The organism is Arthrobacter sp. CDRTa11 (genome assembly GCF_026427775.1).
Taxonomy (GTDB): Bacteria; Actinomycetota; Actinomycetes; order Actinomycetales; family Micrococcaceae; genus Arthrobacter.
In genome coordinates this window covers 3,553,187-3,570,613 of sequence record NZ_CP044532.1, presented here as the reverse complement: position 1 = coordinate 3,570,613, position 17,427 = coordinate 3,553,187, and the positions used below count along the sequence as shown (strand labels likewise).

The window sequence follows — 17,427 nt, the reverse complement described above, 5'->3', positions numbered from 1 at the left end:
GCCGCCAGCTCTCCGCTGGCCCCTAGTTCCCGTGCTGGCCCCTAGTTCCCGGGGCGGCCCCTAGTTCCCGGGGCGGCCGCCCTCACCTGAATCCTCGTCCGAATCTTCGGGTTTGTTGGGACTTTCGCCGGACTCATCCTCCGGGCCGGATGTTCCTGCCGCTTCGGGATCCGGGGCGGCATCAAAACCGCCGTTCAGAAGCTTCTGCAGTGCATCATCAACCTCGCTGTCGCTGGCCTCGGCAAGCTTGCGGCGGCCGCCGAACCCCTTGGGATCGTCCAGATCTTCGGCGGTGGGAAGCAGATCGGGGTGGTGCCAGATGGCGTCCCGGCCTTCGATGCCCCGCTCGTCCTTGAGGTTCGCCCAGAGGGTGGCGGCCTCCCGCAGCCTCCGGGGACGCAGCTCCAGCCCCACCAGTGATGAGAAGGCGTGCTCAGCCGGGCCTCCGGTGGCCCGGCGCCTGCGGACCGTCTCGCGGAGGGCACCCGCCGACGGAAGCACGTTCTCGGTGGCCGCTGCGGTCAGTTCGTCCACCCACCCCTCAACCAGGGCGAGGGCTGTCTCGAGTTTTTCGAGGGCCTGGTCCTGGGCCGGCGTGCGCTGGGGCATAAAGACTCCCTGGGACAGCGCCTCCTGGATGCCTTCCGGGTTGCTGGGGTCAAGATCCCGGGCCAGCTCTTCGATCCTGGAGGTATCGATGTGGATCCCGCGCGCGTAGGCCTCGATGGCACTCAGCAGGTGGCCGCGAAGCCACGGAACCTGCACAAACAGGCGTGCATGGGCTGCCTCACGGACGGCGAGGAACAGGCGGATGTCATTCTCCGGGACGCTCAGGCCTTCACCGAATTTTGCGACGTTCGCGGGCAACAGGGCCATTTCCAGGTCGGCCAGCGGAACCCCGATGTCCGTGGAGCTGACCACCTCAGCCGACAGTGCGCCGATCGCCTGCCCAAGCTGCATCCCAAAGATCGCCCCGCCCATGTTCTGCAGCATCGAAGAGGCGCCGCCCATCATGGATTTCATTTCCTCGGGCATCTGCTCAGTCATGGCGTTGGAGAGCGCGTTGGCGATGCTGTTTGCCACCGGTTCGGTGAGCCGCTTCCAGGTGCCCAGTGTTGCCTCCACCCACTCCGCGCGGGACCAGGCGCGGCCAATCAGGCCCGTGGCCGGAAGGTCTGTAACGGGATCAAGCCACAGCTCGGCCAGGCGCAACGCCTCGTCAACTTCACGGGACTGCTGGGACGTCACGGACGGATCGGCGCTGCTGGCCGCAACCCTGCGCGCATTCTCGTGCGCGAGCTGCCAGTTCACCGGACCTTCGGAAGGGGCGCTCATCATGGCCTGCACCTGGGAAAACATCTGGGCCAGGAGATTGGGGTCGTCCGGCAGTCCGGCTGCCTTCGCGAGTTCGGCGGGGTCGATGTTTTCCATGCCTTTGCCGCCCATCAGGTTCTGCAGCATTTCTGTCAACGGATCCTTTGGCGCATCGTCGCCATTGGATGGATTGAGTGGGTTGGAGGTCATGATCCCGCCGATCGTCGGTGTGACTGTTCAACTTCACGCTACCCCGGGCAGGGGCGGCTGTCTGCCGGACAGGGGCCCCGTTCGCTGTAGGCAAAGAGCCCGGGCAGCGTGGCACCGCGTAGTGTTGGTTCAGTGACTACGACCCGTGGCGAACACCCATCAGAGGACCACGCTGCCAGCCTCGACCCTGGCACCGCAGCGGTATCCGGAGTGCCTGCCGCAGCACAACCACCCAGCTCATCACCTGACCTTGACCAAGAGTGGTGGGAGACGCCCAATCCACCGCGGCGGGACAACAAAGTCTCTGTGATGACGCTCTCTGGATTGCTGGCTCTGGGACTTGGAATCGCTGCGGGGACTGTCCCGGTGCCATATGTGGTTGAGTCACCCGGCCCCACCTTCAACACACTGGGCCAGGCGCAGGGCGCGCCGGTGATAAGCGTTTCGGGCCGCGAAAGCTATCCCGCCAGTGGGAACCTGGACCTGACCACTGTCTATGTCGACGGCGGGCCTAACGGCCCGGTAAGCATTCTGGGCGCCTTTGCCGGCTGGCTTGACCGGTCAAAGGCCGTATATCCCGAGGAACTGATCTATCCCAGCGGAACAAGCAAGGAAGAGGCTGACGAGCAAAGCACGGTGGCCATGGCAACCTCCCAGGAGAACGCCATCGCTGCCGCACTGAAGGAGCTGGAGATCCCCTTCGGCCAGCAGCTCCAGTCCGCCGGCCTCTCAGACGGGTCACCGTCTGAGGGCAAAATCGAAGAGGGCGACATTTTCAAGTCCATCAACGGCAAGCCGGTCACGTCCCTTGCCGTCATCCAGGAAGAACTGGCGGCAGGCAAGGGGGCGCCCGCCGCTGTTGTTGTGGAGCGCGCAGGCGGTGACGTGGCTCAGACCATCACGCCCGTGGACAACGGTGCGGGCCGGTACATTCTGGGAGTCATGCTCCAGTACCGGTTTACGTTCCCGTTTGACGTAAAGATCTCCCTCGACAAGGTGGGCGGTCCCAGCGCCGGGCTGATGTTCTCGCTGGGCATTATCGACACCGTGACGCCGGGAGACCTGACCGGAGGCAAACACATCGCCGGGACCGGCACCATCAACCCGGACGGTGTGGTGGGACCCATCGGTGGCATCCGCCAAAAAATGGACGGCGCACGGGCCGGGGGAGCCACCCTGTTCCTTGCCCCCGCCGCCAATTGTGAGGCGGTAGTAGGGAATATTCCCGACGGGCTCCAGGTGGTCAGGGTGGAGAATCTGGCAGAGGCGCGCCGTGCCGTCGAAACCGCCGCTTCGGGCCAGGACACGTCAGCCCTGCCCGCCTGCTCCAGCAACTAGACTAAGGCCAGGAACTAAGCTTTACCGCCACTCGTGGCAGATATGACGGACGTTGCCACAGGCTTGACTGGTGCCGGACGTCGCTCGCACGCATGCTTCGAATGTACAACTGACGACCAGCTATGAGGTACCGAGTTTGTCCCGTCCCACCAGCCCCATCCCTCCCGGCAGACCTTCCACCAGACGCGGCGCCCTGACGCCCACACTGATAGTCGTTGCGCTTGTCGTGGTGGGGTTTATCTTCTTCGCCAATGTGTGGACTGACGTCCTCTGGTACAGGCAACTCGGATTCTTCGAAGTGTTCCTGACCGAAAACCTGGCACGCATTGGGATCTTCGTGGCCGGCTTCACCATCATGTTCCTTGCCGTCTTTTTTGCCGTGCGGATCGCGTACCATGCCCGGCCCGTCTACGCGCCGGATTCGGAAATCCGGGACAACCTGAACCGGTATCAGGCGCAGCTTGAACCTGTCCGTCGGGTTGTCATGATTGGCCTGCCCTTGGTGTTCGGGTTGTTCGCAGGCAGTGCCGCTGCGAGCCAGTGGCAGCGCGTCTTGCTGTTCTTTAACCAGGAACAGTTTGGCCAGAATGATCCGGTCTTCAACATGGACATCAGTTTTTATCTCATGACGCTTCCGTTCCTTGGATTCATCACAGGTTTCCTGATCAGTGTGGTGGTGATCGCCGGCATCGCCGGGATCCTGACCCACTACCTGTACGGCAGCATCCGGCTGATGGAACGGGGTATCTTCACCAGCCGCGCCGCCCAGATCCACCTGGCCGTCACGGGCGCCGCTTTCCTTATCCTCCTGGGTGTCAACTTTTGGCTGGACCGGTTTTCGTCCGTGCAGAACAACGGAGGCCGCTGGGCGGGTGCCCTCTACACGGATGTGAACGCGGTCATCCCCACCAAGGCCATTCTGGCTGTCGCCGCCGTACTGGTGGCAATCCTCTTCATCGTTGCAGCAGTTATTGGCCGCTGGCGCCTGCCGGTCATCGGAACGGCAATGCTGATCATCACCTCCATCCTTGCCGGAGGTGTATATCCGTGGGTCATCCAGCAGTTCCAGGTCCGGCCTTCCGAGCAGACCCTGGAGAACCCGTACATTAAGCGCAACATCGAGATGACCCGTGCCGCGTACGGCCTCGACAAGATCCAGGTGGACCGGTACAACGCCACCAACACAGCCAGCACCGGCGCCCTGGCCCCCGACGCCCAAACCACTGCCAACATCCGCCTCCTGGATCCGAACCTGATCTCGGATGCGTTTTCGCAGCTGGAGCAGTACCGCCCTTATTACCAGTTCCCCGAGGCACTGAACGTTGACCGCTATGAGGTGGACGGCAAAATCCAAGACACCGTTATTGCGGTTCGCGAGCTGAATCCCGAAAACGTCGCGGCCAACCAGCAGGGGTGGCTGAACCAGCACGTGGTCTACACGCACGGTTACGGCGTTGTGGCGGCGAAGGGCAACAAGTTCACGGTTGACGGAAAGCCTGAGTTCCTTCAGTCCGGCATCCCATCCACGGGTGTGCTTGGGGACGATTCCACCTATGAACCCAGGATCTACTTCGGCGAAACCTCCCCGGAATACTCCATAGTTGGGGCTCCGGATGGTGCTCCGAGCAGGGAGCAGGACAGGCCTTCGGGAAGGGAAGGCGAGGGGGAGACGCAGTACACCTTCGAAGGCAACGGCGGCCCCAACGTGGGCAGCTTCTTCAATAAGGTCCTCTACTCCATCAAGTTCCAGTCCTCGGATCTGCTGCTTTCGGACGGCGTCAATGAAGAGTCCCAGATTCTCTACGAACGCAATCCCCGCGAGCGGGTCCAGAAAGTGGCCCCCTACCTGACGGTGGACGGAAACGCTTACCCGGCTGTTGTGGATGGCCGCGTGAAGTGGATCGTTGACGGCTACACCACCAGCCAGTACTACCCGTACTCGCAGCAGGAACAGCTGTCCGAGGCCACCACCGATTCCCAGACCACTTCCGGACGCGCTGTGGCCCTGCCAAACAGCTCCGTCAACTACATCAGGAACTCGGTCAAGGCAACGGTTGACGCTTACGATGGCTCGGTAACCCTCTATGCCTGGGACGATCAGGATCCGCTCCTAAAGGCGTGGCAGAACGTCTTCCCGACGTCGCTGAAGCCCTTCTCGGAAATGTCGGCTGACGTTATGAGCCACGTCCGCTACCCGGAGGACCTGTTCAAGGTTCAGCGCGAGCTGCTGGGCCGCTACCACGTGACCGATCCGACGAGTTTCTACAAGAGTGATGAAGTATGGAGCGTGCCGGCAGATCCCACTGCGGACTCGGCAACGGATGTCAAGCAGCCGCCGTTCTATATGTCACTGCAGATGCCGGACCAGGAGACGCCGGCATTCCAGCTGACGTCGTCCTTCATTCCGCAGATCGTGAACGGGAATGCGCGGAACGTCCTGTACGGCTTCCTTGCAGCCGACTCCGATGCCGGAAATGAAAAGGGCGTGAAGGCGGAGTCCTACGGAAAGCTGAGGCTTCTGCAGATCCCGCCGGAGACGCAGGTCCCAGGTCCCGGTCAGGCGCAGAATAAGTTCAATTCCGACCCCACTGTCTCGCAGGCGCTGAACCTGCTGCGTCAGGGCGCCTCCGACGTCCTGAACGGCAACCTCCTCACCCTCCCTGTGGGCGGCGGCATCCTCTACGTCCAGCCGGTTTACCTCAAGTCCACCGGTGAGACGTCGTATCCCACCCTCCAGCGTGTGCTGGTGGCTTTCGGTGACAAGGTTGGCTTCGCGCCCACCCTGGACGAAGCCCTCAAGCAGCTGTTCGGTGGGGATTCAGGGGCGGCAGCCGGTGATTCCGATAACAACGGCCAGGCTCCCCCCGCTCCAGGTGGCACTCCACCTGTTGTCGGCGCGGACGCCAAGGCTGACCTGAAGGCCGCGTTGGAAGAAGCGAACGCCGCAATCCAGGCCGGCCAGGCCGCACTCGCCGCGGGTGACTTCGCTGCCTATGGAGAAGAGCAGAAGAAGCTCGCTGCGGCGCTCCAGAGGGCCCTGGAGGCCGAAGGAAGGATTGTGGTGACCGCCCCGGAGGCTGCCCCCTCGCCGGCTGCCACTCCCACCGAAAGCCCCGCTCCAACGGGCACGGCAACGCCGTCACCTTCACCAGGTACCTGACAGGCGCCGCCAACATTAGAGACAGATCCAGCAGCCCGGCCACGCTCACAGGGAGCGTAGCCGGGCTGCTGCATTCGTACGGTGTAGGGACTTTCGGCACGTCAAAGGCTTGGGGCACATCAACCGAGACATAGATCACGCCGCCTCGATTTTGCCTCCTGTTCACCGGGCGGTAGAGTTGATCTTGCGACGCGGGGTGGAGCAGTTCGGTAGCTCGCTGGGCTCATAACCCAGAGGTCACAGGTTCAAATCCTGTCCCCGCAACTGACGGAAAGTCCGGATTCTGGAAACAGAATCCGGACTTTTCTGTTTAATCGCACAGCCCCTTTTGGCAGCTGGTCTCCTTTGGCTGACCTCCCTGGAGCTGGACAAAGTGTCCGCAAAAGTAGGGTAGTGTTGATCAAGCGACGCGGGGTGGAGCAGTTCGGTAGCTCGCTGGGCTCATAACCCAGAGGTCACAGGTTCAAATCCTGTCCCCGCAACCATGTGAAAGGCCCCGTCCGGCAGTTACGCCGGACGGGGCCTTCTTTTTGCTCGATTGCTGGCAGTTCCTAGTATTCTCTTTCGCAGAGCCTCACGTTTTTGAGCGCTGGTTAATCATTCTCGAAAGGAATGTTGTTCGATGTCCACACCCACGAAGAAGTCCGGTCCCGCGATGGGCAAGCGGTCAAGGCTCTATTGGGGTGTGCCTGCTGCTCTCGTGGCATTGGTGCTGGTGGTCCTGCTTGCCAGGTGGATAACCGGGCTGGCTCCTGTCGCTTCCTTCATCGCTGACTATCCCGGGCATTCGGATCTTCCTGACGGTGCACCTGTGGGCTTTCCCGCCTGGCTGGCCTGGCAACACTTCCTCAACGCCTTCTTCCTGCTGCTGATCATCCGCACTGGCTGGCAGGTGCGGACCACCACGCGCCCCAGCGGCCACTGGACGCGCAATAACAAGGGCCTGATCAAGACCAAGACTCCGCCCACCAAGATCACGCTTGAGCTCTGGTTCCACCTGACGCTGGATGCGCTGTGGATCCTTAACGGAATTGTTTTCGCCATCCTGCTCTTCGCGACCGGACAGTGGATGCGCATCGTGCCCACCAGCTGGGATGTCTTCCCCAATGCCCTGTCGGCAGCCCTTCAGTACGCCTCCCTGAACTGGCCCACCGAGAACGGCTGGGTGAACTACAACGCACTCCAGCTGCTCACCTATTTCGCCACCGTCTTCATCGCCGCGCCGCTTGCCTTTATCTCCGGCATTCGGACGTCTTCTGCATGGCCCAAAAAGGCCACTGCGCTGAACAAGGCCTATCCGATCGAGCTGGCGCGTGCCATCCATTTCCCAGTCATGATCTACTTCGTGGCGTTCATCGTCGTGCATGTGTTTCTGGTGCTGGCAACGGGAGCCCTGCGCAACCTGAACCACATGTACGGTGGAAGCGACGACGCCGGCTGGGTTGGGTTCTGGGTGTTTGCCGCCTCGGTGGCAGTCATGGTCGCCGCCTGGTTCCTGGCCCGGCCCATCTTCCTTCGCCCCATCGCTTCGCTGATGGGCAAAGTCAGCCGCTGACCGGCCTCCGCGCCTGTCCGGCGCCGTCCTGCCGGTCTGCACAGCAAAGCCCGGGGTTCTCTTTGAACCCCGGGCTTTCGCATTCTTCCTGTGGCCGCTCAGGCGCCTTTGCCGGCGGTTCCTTTGCGGGCCGTTCTTGCGGCTAGAGCTTGTCGAAGTCCGCTTCGTCCACTGTTGATTCCGAACCTGCGGCAGCACCCGATGCGCCAATGGCGGGCTTGGCGTTACCGCCGGACTTCAGCGCGGCCAGCCGGGCTTCGATCTCAACCTGTTCGCCAAGATCCTCGAGCTGGTTGAACTGGGCGTCAAGGCTTGACGCAGCAAGTTCCTGCTGACCGCGCACCTTGGCCTCTTCGCGGCGGATCTTCTCTTCGAAGCGGCCTACCTCGCTGGTGGGATCCATAAAGTCGATGCTCTTGATGGCGTCGTGGACCTGCGACTGGGCTGCTGCGGTCTTGGAACGGGCCACAAGTTCATTGCGCTTGCTGGTGAGCTCGTTGAGCTTGCCCTTCATCTGGTCCAGGCCGGTCTTCAGCTTGTCCACGACCTCCCGCTGCGAGGAGATGCTCGGCTCGGCACCCTTGGCTTCGTTCTCGGCAGACATCTGGCGCTGGAGGGCCACCTTGGCAAGGTTGTCGAACTTCTCGGCGTCGCCGGCGTGCCCGGTGCTGCGGTACTCGTCAGCCTTGCGGGAGGCTGCGAGGGCCTTGTTGCCCCAGTCGCGCGCGTTCTTGATGTCCTCGTTGTAGTCATCCTCAAGCATGCGCAGGTTGCCAATGGTCTGCGCGACGGCGGATTCAGCCTCCGCGATGTTGTTGGTGTAGTCCCGGACCATCTGATCCAGCATCTTCTGAGGATCCTCCGCGTTGTCCAGCACAGAGTTGATGTTTGCCTTTGCAAGCTGCGCGATGCGGCCGAAAATGGACTGCTTAACCATGGTGTTACCTTTCGTCCTGCTCAGTGGTGGCCACTGATTTCAGTGAACAGTTGTTGTACCGCTTCTATCCGCCTGCCCACGTGCTGGCAGGCGCTTAGTCCTTACGAGATTAGAAACTTCCCGAGTCTCCGCCGCCGAAGTCGCCCCCGCCGAAGTCACCTCCACCGAAGCCGCCGCCGGAGTCTCCGCCCCAGCCACCGCCGTCGCTGTGGCCACCGCCCCATCCGCCACCGCCGCCGCCGTTGAGGATGGAGTTAATCAGGATGCCGCCAAGGATGGCACCGCCCAGGCCGCCGCCTCCGCCGCCGCCGAACATGCCCCCGCCGCCGTAACCCTGGTTGGCGTAGCCACCGAAGTTATCAACGTCGGCCTGGGCAAGCTGCGCGGCCTGCGCTGCTAGTGCGTGGGCCTGCTGTGCATAAGTGAGTGCGGTCACGGGGTCGTTGCGGGAGATGGACAAGGCGTAGTCGAGGTTGCGCTGCGATTCGGCAAGGCGGGTTCGGGCTTCCGTTCCTACGCCGCCACGGCGTGCCGTGATGTAGTCCGAGGTGGCGCTGATCTGGGCCTGCGCCGCCATGATGGTCTGCTGCAGCGAGGCCTGCGCGCGCCTGGCCTGTTCCTGCTGGTCACGGACTCCGGTCAGCGCCTGGTCCAGGGCCTGGTGGGCTGTTTCCACACGGTCCAAGGTGGCGAGTGGATCGATCTTGCCGCCCTGGATTTCCGCCTTGACCTGGCTTAGGGCAGTTTCAACCCGTGCCACAGGTCCGGCCAGTTCTGGGTGGGCGCCCGACTGGATCATCGCCTTCGCCTGCGCAAGGTCCTGGGATGTTTCGACGACGGCAGCCTCAAGGCCGTTGCGGGCCTCATCCAGGCTTGCCGAGACTTTGGCGATGGCGTCCAGCAGGACGTTAGTCTGGTGCAGGCTCTCCTCGGACGCGCGGACGGCGACAGCCGCAAGGCTGGCCTCGCCCTCCGCGAGCTTCTCCTGGGCCGTGGCCGTGGCATTCTGCACAAAGGCCAGACGTTCTTTGGCCTGCGTGATGTTGTCAGACACCTGGGCAAGGGCGCTGTCTGCATACTTGGAGCGGAGCATCGTTAGCGACTGCTCGGCGCTGGCGATCTTGGCATCGGCCTCACGTGCGCCGGCGTTGACGGCGGCCAGTGCCTGCGGGGCGTTTTTCTCCAGCTCCCGCAGGGAGTCGAAGTCGGCCTTCTGCTCCTGGAGCGATGCCAGGGCGGCCTCCGACCGGCGGATGATTTCACCCAGCCAGCTGCGCTGCTGCTCCTCGGTGTCCGGGATATGGTCGTCCAGCTGCTGCTGCAGTTTGAAGGACTCGGACATGTGTCCCTTGGCTTCCGCCAGCGCCTTGGTGAAGTTCCCGACGGCGGAATCGCCGTACTGGGCCTGGGCGAACATCAGCTCCTGCTCGCTGGACTTGATCGCATCGTCCGCTTCGATGAGCAGGGAGCCGCTCTTGCGGCGGAGCTCCTCCACGGTGAGCGAAGCAAGCGGGTCGAGCTCCTGGCCCTGTGGGCCATAGCTGGCGCTGGACGCCTGGCCGGCTTTCTTCCGCTTGTTGCGGAAGTACAGGTAGGCTCCAGCGCCTCCCGCCGCTACTACTCCGGCCCCAACGAGGACTGCGGTGCCCGCACCGCTGTTAGAGGGAACAGATCCGCTCCCGCCGCCGGCAGCATCCCCAACTGCCAGCGCGGTGTCAATGGCTGCTTGGGCAAAGTCCCTCTTGCCGCCCCCCAGGTTAGCGACAACGGCATTTTGGCTGATGGCGGCGGTCTTGGAAGAAATCGGGCTGGCTGAGTTAGGGGAAAAATAGTACTTGCCGTCGTCGGACATCGCGAGGATTACGTCTGCCCGACCCATGCCCTTGGTCGTGGCAACGGTTTGCGACCATTCTTTGGGGTCAGCAGGATCTGTAAAGGAGTCCACAGTCACGACGTACAAGTTGTACTTGTGATCCTTGAGAAGCTTCTGCACTGCCTCCTGAACCTCACCCTTGCGGGAGCCCAGAACGTTGGCGTTATCCACAACGTTCGTTCCAGAGGGGATGGTCACCGGCGGCTCAGCCCAGGCCGCGGCCGCGGGGGCCGCCAACAGCCCTGTCAGGCCGATCACGGCGAGAGTACGTTTGAACTTTGACAGCATGTGCAACCCTTCAGCACGCCTGACACCAATTCGGGACGAATCAGTCGTCTCAGAATGCACAGCGCCCCCACGCGTGGTGTAAAGCCGCAGGTCGCTGTGGCATTTCCTTTTGATTCTATGGTGCACCTATTGGACCGTCCACAGCGCCGAATATGCCAGCAGCGAAAAGCCTCCCGGCGGCCTCTAAAGCTCCCGGTCCGCCTCCCGTGCCGCTCGAAAATCGTCGTTCAGGAAGCTCCCAGCAAACGTCCGACCTAGTTCCAGCCGGGGGGTACATAGTTAATACAGACGAGGATGAAAGGAAGTCCAATGACTGAGAACCCAACACCGGGTGCAGCGCCTGAGAACCGGAATCCGGGCAGGCACGACGCACCGGAGCAGCCGGAGGCCCGGGACGGGAACAACGCTGGGCCGTTGACTGAACCAACCTTGACTGAACCAAACTTGAAAGATCCCACCCTGACTGATCCCACTCCGGGCAGCGCGGCAGACAACGGGCCCAAGCTGCAGGACCCGGCGGTGCACTCCGGCGGGAACCAGCCTCTTGAGGAAACTCCTACGGCTCTGGACAGGCACAGCAATTCGACGCACACTGACTCGACGGAGAGGCTTGACCGCCCGCAGGACGGCTGGAACTCCACTCAGCCGCTGGCCTCTGCCCCCCAGCCTCAGTACCCTCCCCGTCAGCCGTTCTATGGGCAACAGAACCCTGGCCAACCGAACCCCAGCCAGCCCAACCCGGGTGAGCAGCCCGCCGGGCAGCCGAATTACGGCCAGCACAGCCAGGGCGAACAGAACACGGGTCAACAGCCTTACGTCCAGCAGCACGTCCAGCAGCATGCGGGTCAGTACCATGCGGGCCAGCAGTACGCCCAGCATGCCGCGCACTCGGCCGCACCCGGCGGGTTTGCCGGCGGCCCGGGCGGCATCGCTGCCGCGCATAATCCTGCCAACGCGCCGCGCAGGAAGGCCAGCTTCGGCGTTGGCACCCTGGTTGCCAGCATCCTGGCGGCAGGGCTGGTGGGTGGTGGTGTAGCCACTGTCGGGACAAGCAGTTTCTTCAATCCGGGCTCCTCGTCGGGAGCGAGCAACAGCAGCCAGGCCGCACCGGTCATCGTGAACAACAGGGACGACGTCAACGCCATCACTGCGGCCGCCCTGAAGGCTACTCCCAGCGTGGTGACCATCAGCGCCACCAGCGGCAGTGCAGGCGGTACCGGATCGGGCATCATCCTTGATGATGAGGGCCACATTCTGACGAACACCCATGTGGTCACACTGGACGGACAGACCGCTGATGCGGCCCTGGAGGTCCGCACCAGCGACGGCAGGGTCCTCAGCGCCAAGCTGGTCGGGACAGACCCGCTGTCCGACCTCGCGGTCATCAAGGTTGACGACCCCTCGGGCCTCACCGCTGCCACCCTGGGAGATTCCTCCAAGCTCAATGTTGGAGACACGGCGATCGCCATCGGTTCGCCGCTGGGTCTCACCGGGACTGTGACTGACGGCATTGTGTCCACGCTTAACCGGACCATCAGCGTCGCATCTTCCGCAGCGCCGAAAAACGGTGACGATTCCCAGAGCGACGACGAGGGCGGATTCCAGTTCGCGCCCCCGGACGGAGGCCAGGGCCAGGCTACGCCAGGCCAGGGATCCATCTCCATCAACGTCATCCAGACTGACGCGGCAATCAATCCCGGCAACTCCGGCGGCGCCCTGGTCAACAGCAAGGGCGAGATCATCGGCGTGAACGTGGCCATCGCATCAGCGGGTTCGGACTCTTCAGCGTCGTCCACAAGCGGCAACATCGGAGTAGGCTTCAGCATCCCGATCAACCACGCCAAGCGGGTTGCCCAGGAGATCATCGATACAGGCAAGGCCTCGCATGGCCAGCTGGGCGTCAGCGTTAAGGACAAGTCCTCGTCCGGCTCCGCTTCGGGTTTCTCGGTGGGGGCAGATGTGGCGACCGTGGAAGCCGGTTCTCCGGCAGCCAACGCGGGGATCAAAGTGGGGGACGTGGTCACCAAGTTCAATGATCTGGCCATCAGCGACCCCAACCAGTTGACCGCAGCCGTGCGCGAGCAGGCAGCCGGCGCCAAGGTGAAAATCACCATCCTCCGGAACGGCCAGGAACAGACGCTGGACGTCACGCTGGGTACAGCAGCCGAGCAGTAACAGCGGAACGGAACCCCACAAGAAGGAAGTTCCGACGACGGCGGAGGCCACCCGAAACGGTGCCTCCGCCGTCGTCGTGTGTGCGTGGTGGCCTGCCGGGCGGCTGGCGCCTGACACAGGCGTTAACGCAGGCGGCGCCGGGGCGCGCCTATATGGTTAGCTAGGAGCTACCCGTACCCCGGGCGTTCCGCGGCCATGACCTCACCCGGCTGGCTATCCACAAGCATGGAAGGCTGCTGTAAATACAGTGGAGAAGACATTGAAGATCATCGTCCTGGTCAAGCATGTACCGGACGCCCAGTTTGACCGTCACCTCAACGGGGAGGGCTACACCACGGACCGCAGCGAAAGTATCCTGTCGGAGCTGGACGAGTACGCCCTGGAGGCCGCACTGCAGCTGGCCGAAGCCCGCGGCGGAAGCAAAGCCGGCAACCAGGTCATCGCCCTCAGCATGGGACCGTCGGGGGCAGTGAACGCGGTGAAGAAGTCGCTGCAGATGGGCGCCACCGAAGGCGTGCACCTCACAGACGACGCGCTCGCCGGCTCGGACGCGGCCGCCACATCGCTGGCGATCGCCGCCGCGATCCGCCACCTGGGCGCTGATGCACCCGTTGACCTTGTCCTCACGGGGATGGCTTCCACCGACGGCGAAACATCGCTGGTGCCCGCACAGCTGGCAGAACGCCTGGGCCTTCCGCAGGTGACCTTCGCATCTTCCCTCGAGGTCGACGGCGGCCGGCTCACCGCCCGCCGCGACGCCGATACTTACTCCGAGACCGTGGAGGCGCCGCTGCCTGCCGTGGTGTCCGTAACCGACCAGATCAACGAGCCCCGCTACCCCAACTTCAAGGGCATCATCGCCGCCAAGCGCAAGACCATCACCACCCTCTCCCTGTCTGACATCGGGGTCGATCCCGCGCAGGTGGGCCACGCCGGGTCATGGACCAGAGTGACGTCAGCGGAGGAACGCCCGCCGCGCACCGCAGGAACCATCATCACGGACGAGGGCGACGCCGGCATCAAGCTCGTCGACTTCCTGGCCGCCCAGAAGCTGCTCTAAGAGGGATCACAGACATGGCAAACGTACTTGTATTCATTGACAACCCGGGCGATGCCCTGAAGAAGAGCAACCTGGAACTCCTGACGCTCGGCCGGTCCCTCGGCGAGACAGCCGTCGCGTTGAACGGCGAACTGCACGATGGCGTCGCCGCCACGCTCGCCGAGTATGGGGCCGGCAAAATTCTCCGGCCGTCCGCCCAGGACCTGGACGATTACCTCGTGGCTCCGAAGGCTGCCTACCTCGCGGCCGCAGCCGCTGAAACGGGTGCCGGCACCGTCCTCCTGGACAACTCGCCGGAGGGCAAGGAAATTGCCGCACGCCTGGGAGTCCGGCTGAACGCAGGCGTCATCACCGATGTCGTGGCAGTTGACGCCGATGGGACAGCCCACAAATCCGTGCTGGCAGGCTCCTACAACACAGCAGCGAAGGCCACCACCGCCGTGTCAGTGCTGACGGTGAAAGCCAACAATGTGACGCCGGAACCCTCTGCTGTTCCCAGTGCCCCGGAAACCGTCATCGTTGAGGTCCCGGCTGACAGCACCGCCGCCGCGGCCCGCGTTACGGAACGCCGGCAGAAGGTTGCCAGCGGCCGCCCGGACCTGACCGATGCACGGATCGTCGTGGCCGGCGGACGTGGCCTGGACGGCGATTTTGGCCCTGTGGAACAGCTGGCCGACGCCTTGGGCGCTGCCGTGGGAGCTTCCCGTGCCGCCACCGATGCCGGCTGGATCAGCCATGACGCCCAGGTGGGACAGACGGGCAAGACCGTTTCCCCCCAGCTCTACATTTCCGCCGGCATTTCGGGGGCGATCCAGCAGAAGGCCGGCATGCAGACGGCCAAGGTTATCGTGGCTGTGAACAAGGATGCAGAATCACCGGTCTTCGAGATCGCCGATTTTGGCATCATCGGGGATTTGTTTGACGTCCTTCCCCAGGCCACGGAAGAGATCAAGCGGCGAAAAGGCTGACCTTGCCTGATCTCACTGTTTCGCAGAGCCCGTTCAATCCGGCAATTCACCGGATTGAGCGGGTGCTCTGTTTCGCGGCCCATCCTGACGACATCGACTTCGGCGCCGCCGGCACCATCGCTGCCTGGACGTCGGCCGGTGTACAGGTCAGCTACTGCATCATGACCGACGGCGATGCCGGTGGCTTCGACCCTGCCCACCGGGCCAGGATCATCGCCATGAGGGCTGCCGAACAGGAGCGCGCCGCAGCACTGGTGGGTGTAACGGACATCCACTATTTGCACGAACGCGACGGGTACCTGGAGCCGAACCACCAGGTGATGCGTGGAGTTGTGAAGCTGATCCGCGAAATCCGGCCGGACGTTGTGCTGTCCATGCACCCCGAGCGGAACTGGAAACGGATCCAAAAGAGCCACCCGGACCACCTGGCGGTGGGGGAGGCCGTGACCCGTGCCGTCTACCCCGCCGTGGAGAACCCTTTCGCCTATCCAGAGCTTGCCGAAAGCGGGCTGGCGGCCTACAAGTTGCCCTGGCTGTGGCTGTATGCAGGGCCGGAGGAGCGTGAAAACCACTTTGTTGACGTCACGGACCACGTGGGCAGCAAGCTTGAGGCCATCCACGTGCACGTCAGCCAGCACCCGGACGTTGCTGCCATGGAAGCGGCAGTCAAAGACGGAATGATCGCCGGTGCAAAGCGCGCGGGCCTGCCCGAGGGCCGAAGCGCTGAGGCCTTCCACGTCGTTGCGGTCAACGGTCCGGGGACCATCGCCGGCTTCTAATTAGGGAGCCAGCGATGAGCCGTGAGCCTGTTCATGGCTTTGAGGTGGCTACGCACCGCACAGGTGTCAGGCGCCCAGCTCAGCAGTGGCCACTGTGGGGGAGGTGGGGACGCCGGAGCCGCCGGCGGGTTCCACCGTGATGCCCAGTGCCGTGGCGGACGCGATTCCCTTCACGACTGCCGGCTTGGACAGTGCCTCTTCGTCCATCAGGCCTTGAGAGACGGGTGCGGAGCCGTCTTTGGGAATCAGCCACATCTGGTACACCTTGCCTGCCGGAGGCGCCGGTACACCGTTCATCTTGACTACAGCTGCATCCTTCGAGGACGAGATCAACAGTGTGGCCGTCCCGCCGCCGGAGACGTCAACGGAGGCTTCGCGGACATCTTCAGCCCGGACCACCTGGTTCAGCGGATCATTTTGGTCGGCAATGTACGCACCGACGCCCACCCCGCCCAGCGCCAGGAACGCCGCGGCGGCAATGCCCGCAAGCCAGCGGCGTGGCCCGGCCATCCGGCGTCGTTCTTCCCGGCGTTGCCTGGCCGCGGACAGTTCGTCGCTGGCCATGGAGCCGTCGGCCACTGCGGGCAGCGGCGCAGCACTAAGGTCAACAGGAGCCGGAGCTTGCGGCGGCTGTTGCTGGGCCGGCAACTGCGAAACGATGCGTGAGAAGAGGTCAGCGGGAGGCTCTTCCTCGGCCGTAAAGGTGACCGCCAGGGCTTCCCTGGTTTGGCGGACCCGTTCCTGGAAGGCGTTGCGCTCCTGCTCGGGTGCGGCGTCGATGTACTGCTCAATGGCTGAGCGTTCGTCCTGGGTCAAGGCATCCAGCGCATACAACTCGGCCAAATCCACCGCCCGGCCCGAGGCCAGGTCAGTGGCAACGGTGTCCCCGAAAGAGCCGGGGCGCCGGGCGCCGTCGTGATTGTTCATTTCTGTCATCTCAACTCACCCCCAGACATGTCTTCAAGCGGATCAGTCCATCGCGGATGCGGGACTTGATGGTAGGCACTGCGGCGTTCAGCCGTTCCGCGACCTCCCGGTAGGTGAGGCCGCCGTAGTAGGCAAGCCGAACGGACTCCTGCTGGGTATCGGTAAGCGTTTCCAGGCACCGGACCACAGCCTCAGCTTCGAGTTTGCTGCCCACTTCATCAGAGACTGAGTCGTGATCGATGTCCTGCGTACTGGCACCATACCGGGCCTCCCGGTCTGTAGCCGACTGCGACGAGCGTACTTTATCCACAGCCCGCCTGTGCGCAATGGTCATCAGCCACGAGAGCGGACTGCCTGCCTCCGCATTGAACTTTGCGGCGTTTTGCCAGACCTGGATGAAGACCTCCTGGGTGGTGTCCTCGCTGAGTTCGGCGTCGATCAGGACCCGCCGGGCCATACCGAAGACCCGGCGTGACGTGAGCCGGTAGAACTCAGCGAACGCCTGCTGGTCTCCCTCGGCGATGCGCCCGATCAGCCCGGCGAGGCGCTGGCTGACGTCAGCCGCTGATTCGGTGACGGCGGCCGGAGCCTCGTAGTTTGGCGCGTTGGGAGTTTCCATCACTAACAAGCATAGGTCTCCAGGCGGCGACGCTTTGGCGCGTTCACCGGTATCGCCGCCTGCACCTGTAAATCCCCGGGGGCCTGTGCCCCGTCCCGCCTCCAGTGGGGTCACCTGCCGCTCCTCGCCGACCGTGGAATGTTCTCAAGAGGGATTCGGCACTGAGGCAGGACCGGATGGGTGACGCCAGGAAATTCCCGGCCGGCCTGCGGTGGGCACGGCCG

Annotated in this window: 12 protein-coding genes and 2 tRNA genes; 9 read left to right on the top strand and 5 right to left on the bottom strand. The window is 63.5% G+C overall.

Features of this window, described 5'->3' with window-relative positions; all coding sequences use genetic code 11:
• Positions 1 to 60: 60 nt before the first annotated feature.
• On the bottom strand, positions 61 to 1,524 hold the full coding sequence (locus tag F8G81_RS16060; RefSeq protein WP_267275678.1) for a zinc-dependent metalloprotease: 1,464 nt from the start codon (positions 1,522 to 1,524) through the stop codon (positions 61 to 63).
• 132 nt (positions 1,525 to 1,656) lie between these two features.
• Between F8G81_RS16060 and F8G81_RS16055 the strand changes: the two genes are divergently transcribed.
• The 5 genes from F8G81_RS16055 to F8G81_RS16035 all read left to right on the top strand — a co-directional run bounded on the left by F8G81_RS16055 (position 1,657) and on the right by F8G81_RS16035 (position 7,577).
• Entirely contained in the window at positions 1,657 to 2,862 is a 1,206-nt protein-coding gene (locus F8G81_RS16055) for a PDZ domain-containing protein (RefSeq protein WP_416377060.1), read from the top strand.
• Positions 2,863 to 2,998: 136 nt separating this feature from the next.
• Positions 2,999 to 6,022 carry a UPF0182 family protein gene (locus tag F8G81_RS16050; RefSeq protein WP_267275677.1) on the top strand — a complete coding sequence of 1,008 codons (3,024 nt, stop codon included), beginning with the start codon at positions 2,999 to 3,001 and terminating at the stop codon, positions 6,020 to 6,022.
• 190 nt (positions 6,023 to 6,212) lie between these two features.
• A tRNA-Met gene (locus F8G81_RS16045) sits at positions 6,213 to 6,286 on the top strand.
• 144 nt (positions 6,287 to 6,430) lie between these two features.
• Positions 6,431 to 6,507 (top strand) — tRNA-Met (locus F8G81_RS16040).
• 137 nt (positions 6,508 to 6,644) lie between these two features.
• A complete protein-coding gene (locus F8G81_RS16035; RefSeq protein WP_267275676.1) occupies positions 6,645 to 7,577 on the top strand; it encodes a cytochrome b/b6 domain-containing protein in 933 nt (310 codons plus the stop codon).
• Between the two features lie 142 nt (positions 7,578 to 7,719).
• On the opposite strand, the gene F8G81_RS16030 is transcribed toward F8G81_RS16035, so the two are convergent.
• Positions 7,720 to 8,514: a PspA/IM30 family protein gene (locus tag F8G81_RS16030; RefSeq protein ID WP_267275675.1), complete on the bottom strand. Its 795-nt coding sequence runs from the start codon at positions 8,512 to 8,514 to the stop codon at positions 7,720 to 7,722.
• Between the two features lie 109 nt (positions 8,515 to 8,623).
• Entirely contained in the window at positions 8,624 to 10,675 is a 2,052-nt protein-coding gene (locus F8G81_RS16025; protein WP_267275674.1) for a TPM domain-containing protein, read from the bottom strand.
• A gap of 309 nt (positions 10,676 to 10,984) precedes the next feature.
• Here F8G81_RS16025 and F8G81_RS16020 point away from each other — a divergent pair, with 309 nt between their 5' ends.
• From F8G81_RS16020 to F8G81_RS16005, 4 genes are all read left to right on the top strand, one after another.
• Positions 10,985 to 12,850, top strand: coding sequence for a S1C family serine protease (locus F8G81_RS16020; protein WP_267275673.1), 1,866 nt, complete (start codon positions 10,985 to 10,987; stop codon positions 12,848 to 12,850).
• Between the two features lie 259 nt (positions 12,851 to 13,109).
• Positions 13,110 to 13,910, top strand: a complete 801-nt coding sequence (locus F8G81_RS16015; protein ID WP_267279256.1) for an electron transfer flavoprotein subunit beta/FixA family protein — start codon at positions 13,110 to 13,112, stop codon at positions 13,908 to 13,910.
• 14 nt (positions 13,911 to 13,924) lie between these two features.
• On the top strand, positions 13,925 to 14,878 hold the full coding sequence (locus tag F8G81_RS16010) for an electron transfer flavoprotein subunit alpha/FixB family protein (protein WP_267275672.1): 954 nt from the start codon (positions 13,925 to 13,927) through the stop codon (positions 14,876 to 14,878).
• A 2-nt stretch (positions 14,879 to 14,880) separates the two neighbouring features.
• Positions 14,881 to 15,657: a PIG-L deacetylase family protein gene (locus tag F8G81_RS16005; protein ID WP_267275671.1), complete on the top strand. Its 777-nt coding sequence runs from the start codon at positions 14,881 to 14,883 to the stop codon at positions 15,655 to 15,657.
• Between the two features lie 66 nt (positions 15,658 to 15,723).
• Here F8G81_RS16005 and F8G81_RS16000 read toward each other — a convergent pair whose 3' ends face one another.
• Positions 15,724 to 16,593 (bottom strand): anti-sigma factor, encoded by an 870-nt coding sequence (locus F8G81_RS16000; RefSeq protein WP_267275670.1) that lies wholly within the window; start codon positions 16,591 to 16,593, stop codon positions 15,724 to 15,726.
• Between the two features lies 1 nt (position 16,594).
• The gene (gene sigK / locus F8G81_RS15995; protein ID WP_267275669.1) at positions 16,595 to 17,203 is read right to left on the bottom strand and encodes an ECF RNA polymerase sigma factor SigK; all 609 of its coding nucleotides are present in this window, start codon (positions 17,201 to 17,203) and stop codon (positions 16,595 to 16,597) included.
• Between the last annotated feature and the right edge of the window lie 224 nt (positions 17,204 to 17,427).